This is a genomic window from Falsiroseomonas oryzae (genome assembly GCF_027856955.1).
GTDB classification, from domain to species: Bacteria; Pseudomonadota; Alphaproteobacteria; order Acetobacterales; family Acetobacteraceae; genus Falsiroseomonas; species Falsiroseomonas oryzae.
Map to the genome: position 1 here is coordinate 1 of NZ_JAPSMD010000405.1, position 4827 is coordinate 4827.

Genomic DNA, 4827 nt, shown 5'->3' on the forward strand with positions numbered 1-4827 from the left:
GCACCATCCCCGCCCGCGCGCTGCTGCTCGGCGAGCGGCTCGACGCGCGCGGGCTGGACCGCGCGGGCGCGCCGCTGCCCGGCATCGTCGCCATCGCGGAGGAGGGGCCCGGCCACGCCTTCGGCCTGCGCTGGGGGGCGCTCGTCACCATCGGCATGACTGCCGAGGCGACGGAGCGGCTGGCCACGCGGTTGCGACCGCGCGTCGAGGACCCGCTGCCCCAGCCGCTGCAGGAGACCGCCGCCATCCGCGTCGGTCCCGGCGAGGAAGGGCTCGACCGCGACGGCACGGTGCACCTGAACGACCTGTCCGTGCCGCGCCTGGCGCTGGTGGCGGAGGCTCTGGCCCGCAGCGCACTGCTGTCGCACCAGGAAGCCATGCTGGAGCGCACGCTGGACCGGCTCGATCCCGTGCTGGCGCGGCTGCGCCAGGGCCGGCTCGCGCCGTCCTCCTCGGTGCTGCTGCGCTCCATCGGGGAGGTGATCGCCGCGCGCTCCCGCGCCGGGGCCCGGGTGGACACCATAGCCAAGCCCGACCTGCTCTGGGACCACCCCGGCCTGTCACCGCTCTACCTGGCCATGGCCGAGGAATGGGAGTTGGAGGAGCGGACGGAGGCGCTGTCGCGCAAGCTGGGCATGATCCGCGAGACCTCGGAGACGCTGCTCTCCCTGGTGGAGGCGCGGCGGTCGCGCGGGCTGGAAGTGGCGGTGGCGCTGATGATCGCGCTCGAGGTCGGCGCCGCGGTCTATGGGCTGCTGAAGCCGTAGGCCGCGATCGCCCTGAGTGTGCACACCGGAGGTGGGCACGGCGAAGGGCGTGAATCGCCGGGCCAGTGGAAGCGAGACCGGCGGAGCCCTGAACACAGTCAGGGCTACGCCGGTCTAGGATCAGCCGCCCAGCCGCGGCACCGCGTCCGCCACCGCCGCCGCGGCCGGCTGCACCACCACCTGCCGCAGCCCCTGCGGCCAGGCCTGCCACTGGCACAGCAGCGGGCGCGCGCGGGTGTTCTGGCCGCGCTCGTCGAAGCGCCCGCCCCAGCCCGCGGCGGTCGTGCCCTCTGCCACGTCGAGCGCCAGCACGGCGGTGCGCACGCGCTCCTTCTCCGGCCCGCCGGCGCGATGCAGCGCCTCCAGGAACAGCCGTGCGCCGACATAAGCCGCAAGCCCGTGGCCCGACCGCGGCTCCGCCCCGTAGCGGCGCAGATATGTCTCGGCGAAGGCGCGCGCGCCGGGCGCGAAGCGTTCATTGATGGCGAAGGGCGGCAGGTCGGCGCTCATCGCGCCGAGCAGCGCATCGCCGAGGCTGCGCGCCGTCTCCACCAGGCCGTAGCCGCCGGCGGTGCCGATCACCATGCGCGGCCGCCAGCCGGCATCGCGCATCGCGCGGAACAGCAGCACCTCGTCGCCGGGCGCGCCGGTATGCAGCACCACCTGCGCCTCCTGCCCCCGCAGGCGCTGCACGAGTGCCGAGAGGTCGGCCGCGCGCGAGGCATAGGCAGCGCGCTCCACCAGCGTCAGCCCGCGCGTGCGCGCCAGCGCCTCCTGCGCGGTGCCGACGGATTGCCCGCCCGGCGCCTCTTCATGCGCGATGGCCAGCCGCAGGCTCTCCGGCGCGACACCGAGCGCCGGCGCCAGCACCTCTGTCACCCCGGCGATCGCGCAGGCGGCGTAGTCGGCGGCATGCGGGGAGGCGCGGAACACCCAGCGGAAGCCGCGATCCACCACCGCATCCGCGAGCGCGCCGATCTCGAACCACGGCACGCCCGCCGCTTCCGCGACCTGGCTGCCGGGCAGTGCGACGGCGGAGGCGAAGCTGCCGAAGATCGCCGCGACGCGCTCCGCACCGCTCACCAGGCGGCGCGTCTCCTGCGCGGCGGCGGCGTCGTCCGGCGCATCGGCGCGCGCCAGGCGCAGCTGGCGTCCCAGCACGCCGCCGGCCGCGTTGCGCTCCTCGACGGCCAACTCGACGCCGCGGAAGCTCTCGTCGCCAAGCAGCGCGAGCGGCCCGGAGAGCGGGAAGACGGCGCCGAGGCGGATCTCCGCCGGTGCCTGCGCGAGGGCGGGTCGGGCGAGCAGGCTGGCACCGATGACGCCGAGCGTCCGGCGGGTGATTCCACGCGGCCCGCAGCCAAGCCGCCCGCGGCCCGAACCGCCGCGGAGGATGTCGCCCATCCCCGCCCATCTCCCCCAGCAAGCAGGCGTTACCTTTCACGGCGCGCGGGCGCCGCGCAACCCTTCCGCCGCGGCTTGACGGGGGCGGAGGCGCGTGGTCCCTCGACCGCATCAAAGGGATGCACGGCATGGTTGCGCTTCCGCAGGAGATGACCTTCATCGCACATGGCGCCGGCGGCGGGCCGGAGGTGCTGGTGCCGAGCCGCGGTCCGCTGCCGCAGCCCGCGCCGGACGAGGTGCTGATCCGCACCATGGCGGTCGGCGTGAACCGTCCCGATGTCGCGCAGCGCAGCGGCAGCTATCCGCCGCCCCCCGGCGCGAGCCCGATCATCGGCCTGGAATGCGCCGGGGAGGTGGTGGCGGTGGGCGCCAAGGTGGCGCGCTGGAAGGTGGGCGACCGCGTCACCGCGCTGGCGAATGGCGGCGCCTATGCCGAGTACTGCGCCGCGCCGGAGGCGCAGACGCTGCCCTGGCCCGAGGGCTACGACGCGGTGCGCGCGGCCGCCCTGCCGGAGACCTACTTCACCGTCTTCGCCAACCTGTTCGGCCATGGCCGCCTCTCCGCCGGGGAGACGGTGCTGATCCATGGCGGCACCAGCGGCATCGGCGTCACCGCGATCCAGCTGGCCAAGGCCTTCGGCGCGACGGTCTTCGCCACCGCCGGCAGCCCGGGGAAGGTCGCCGCCTGCCTTGAGCTCGGCGCCGATGCGGGCATCGACTACCGCGCGCAGGATTTCGTCGAGGAAGTGAAGACGCTCACCGGCGGCAAGGGCGTGGATGTCGTGCTCGACATGGTCGGCGCGCCCTATTTCGCGAAGAACATCCGCTGCCTGAAGCTGGACGGGCGGCTGGTGATGATCGCCTTCCTGAACGGCCACGTCGCCGAGAGCGTGGATCTGCGCCCCATCATGGTGAAGCGCCTGACGGTGACCGGCAGCACGATGCGTCCGCGCACCACCGCCGAGAAGGGCGCCATCGCCGCCGCGCTGGAGGCCAAGGTCTGGCCGCTGCTCGCCGCCGGCAAGTGCGGCCCGCGCATCTTCCAGGTCTTCCCGCTCGCCCAGGCCGCGGAGGCGCACCGGCTGATGGAGAGCAGCACGCATATCGGCAAGATCATGCTGACGGTCGGCTGAGCCGATGGGCTGGCTGCTGATCGGCGCCGGCCTGGTCGTGCTGGTCCTGGCGGTACGCATCGGTGGCCGCCGCGCGCGCGGCGTCACGCAGGGCGTTGCCGCGCTGGTGGCTGCGGCCGGCGCGCTGCACCTCCTGCGCCGCCCCGGCACCACGCAGCTGCCGGGCTACGGCCCGCGCCAGTGGCGCCAGCCCTGACCGACGCATCCGCGTATCCGCTGACAACCTTCAGCCCGACGGTCCGCCCTTGAACCTCCATCGCCTCCTCCTCCAGCGCGCCGCGCAATCCAAGCCCATCCGCGTCGCCGTCATCGGCGCCGGCAAGTTCGGCTCCATGTTCCTGCACCAGGCGCCGCGCACGGCCGGGCTGCACATCCTCGGCATCGCCGACCTCTCCATCCCGCGCGCCCGCGCCGCGCTCTCCCGCATCGGCTGGGAGGAGGCGCGCGCCACCGCGCGCGACGCCGGGGACGCGGTGGCCACCGGCGGCACCTGGCTGACGGAGGACAGCCTCGCCCTCATCGCCGATCCACGCGTGGAGGTGGTGGTGGAGGCCACCGGCGATCCCGCCGCGGGTCTGCGCCATGCGCGCCACGCCATCGCCAACGGCAAGCATGTCGTGATGGTGAACGTCGAGGCCGACGTGCTCGCCGGCCCGGTGCTGGCCGCCGAGGCGGAGCAGGCCGGCGTGGTCTACTCCATGGCCTATGGCGACCAGCCCGCCCTGGTGGCGGAGATGGTGGACACCGTGCGCGCCGCGGGCTTCTCCGTCGTCGCCGCGGGCAAGGGCACGAAATACCTGCCGCGCTACCACGCTTCCACGCCGGAGACGGTGTGGGAGTTCTACGGTCTGAGCGCGGAGCAGGCCGCTGCGGGCGGCATGAACCCGCGCATGTTCAACTCCTTCCTGGACGGCACGAAGTCCGGCATCGAGATGGCGGCCATCGCCAACGGATGCGGCCTGGCGCCGCCGGATGACGGGCTCGGCTTCCCGCCCTGCGGCACGTCGCAGCTTCCGAATGTGCTGCGCCCGCACAACGAAGGCGGCGTGCTGCCGCGCAAGGGCATGGTGGAGGTCGTGTCCTCGCTGAACCGCGATGGCTCGCCCATCGCCGACGACCTGCGCTGGGGCGTCTATGTCGTCTTCGAGGGCGAGACCGACTACGCCCGCCGCTGCTTCGCCGAATACGGCGTCGCCACCGACGACAGCGGCCGCTACGCCGCGCTGTGGCGGCCCTATCACTTCATCGGGCTGGAGCTCGGCGTCTCCGTCGCCTCCGCCGCCCTGCGCCGGGAGCCGACGGGCTGCGCGCGCGAATGGCGCGGCGACTGCGTCGCCGTGGCGAAGCGCGCGCTGCGCGCGGGCGAGGTGCTGGACGGCGAGGGCGGCGCGACCGTCTGGGGGAAATGCGTCCCCGCGACGCGCTCGCTGCGCGAGGCCGCGCTGCCGATCGGGCTTGCGCATGGCGTCGCGCTGGCGCGAGACGTGGCGGAGGGCGTGATGCTGACGGAGGCCGACCTGGCC

5 protein-coding genes are annotated in these 4827 nt (G+C 74.2%); 4 read left to right on the top strand and 1 reads right to left on the bottom strand.

Annotated features, from left to right (window positions below; genetic code table 11):
* A partial coding sequence (locus OZN99_RS25570) for an RMD1 family protein (protein ID WP_270938057.1) occupies nucleotides 1-767 on the top strand: 767 nt, incomplete at its 5' end.
* Between the two features lie 120 nt (nucleotides 768-887).
* Here the strand turns inward: OZN99_RS25570 and OZN99_RS25575 are convergent.
* Nucleotides 888-2171: an ABC transporter substrate-binding protein gene (locus tag OZN99_RS25575; RefSeq protein WP_270938058.1), complete on the bottom strand. Its 1284-nt coding sequence runs from the start codon at nucleotides 2169-2171 to the stop codon at nucleotides 888-890.
* Nucleotides 2172-2299: 128 nt separating this feature from the next.
* Here OZN99_RS25575 and OZN99_RS25580 point away from each other — a divergent pair, with 128 nt between their 5' ends.
* The 3 genes from OZN99_RS25580 to OZN99_RS25590 form a co-directional block, all read left to right on the top strand.
* Nucleotides 2300-3304: an NAD(P)H-quinone oxidoreductase gene (locus tag OZN99_RS25580; protein WP_270938059.1), complete on the top strand. Its 1005-nt coding sequence runs from the start codon at nucleotides 2300-2302 to the stop codon at nucleotides 3302-3304.
* Between the two features lie 4 nt (nucleotides 3305-3308).
* Nucleotides 3309-3500 (top strand): hypothetical protein, encoded by a 192-nt coding sequence (locus OZN99_RS25585; protein ID WP_270938060.1) that lies wholly within the window; start codon nucleotides 3309-3311, stop codon nucleotides 3498-3500.
* Nucleotides 3501-3549: 49 nt separating this feature from the next.
* Nucleotides 3550-4827: NAD(P)H-dependent oxidoreductase (locus OZN99_RS25590; protein WP_270938061.1), on the top strand; the 1278-nt coding region annotated here is incomplete at its 3' end.

What these genes read in the sequence shown, in the direction of transcription:
- OZN99_RS25575 (WP_270938058.1), bottom strand. Translation starts at nt 2,171, where the DNA reads ATGGGCGACATCCTCCGCGGCGGTTCGGGCCGCGGGCGGCTTGGCTGC.
- OZN99_RS25585 (WP_270938060.1), top strand. Translation starts at nt 3,309, where the DNA reads ATGGGCTGGCTGCTGATCGGCGCCGGCCTGGTCGTGCTGGTCCTGGCG.
- OZN99_RS25580 (WP_270938059.1), top strand. Translation starts at nt 2,300, where the DNA reads ATGGTTGCGCTTCCGCAGGAGATGACCTTCATCGCACATGGCGCCGGC.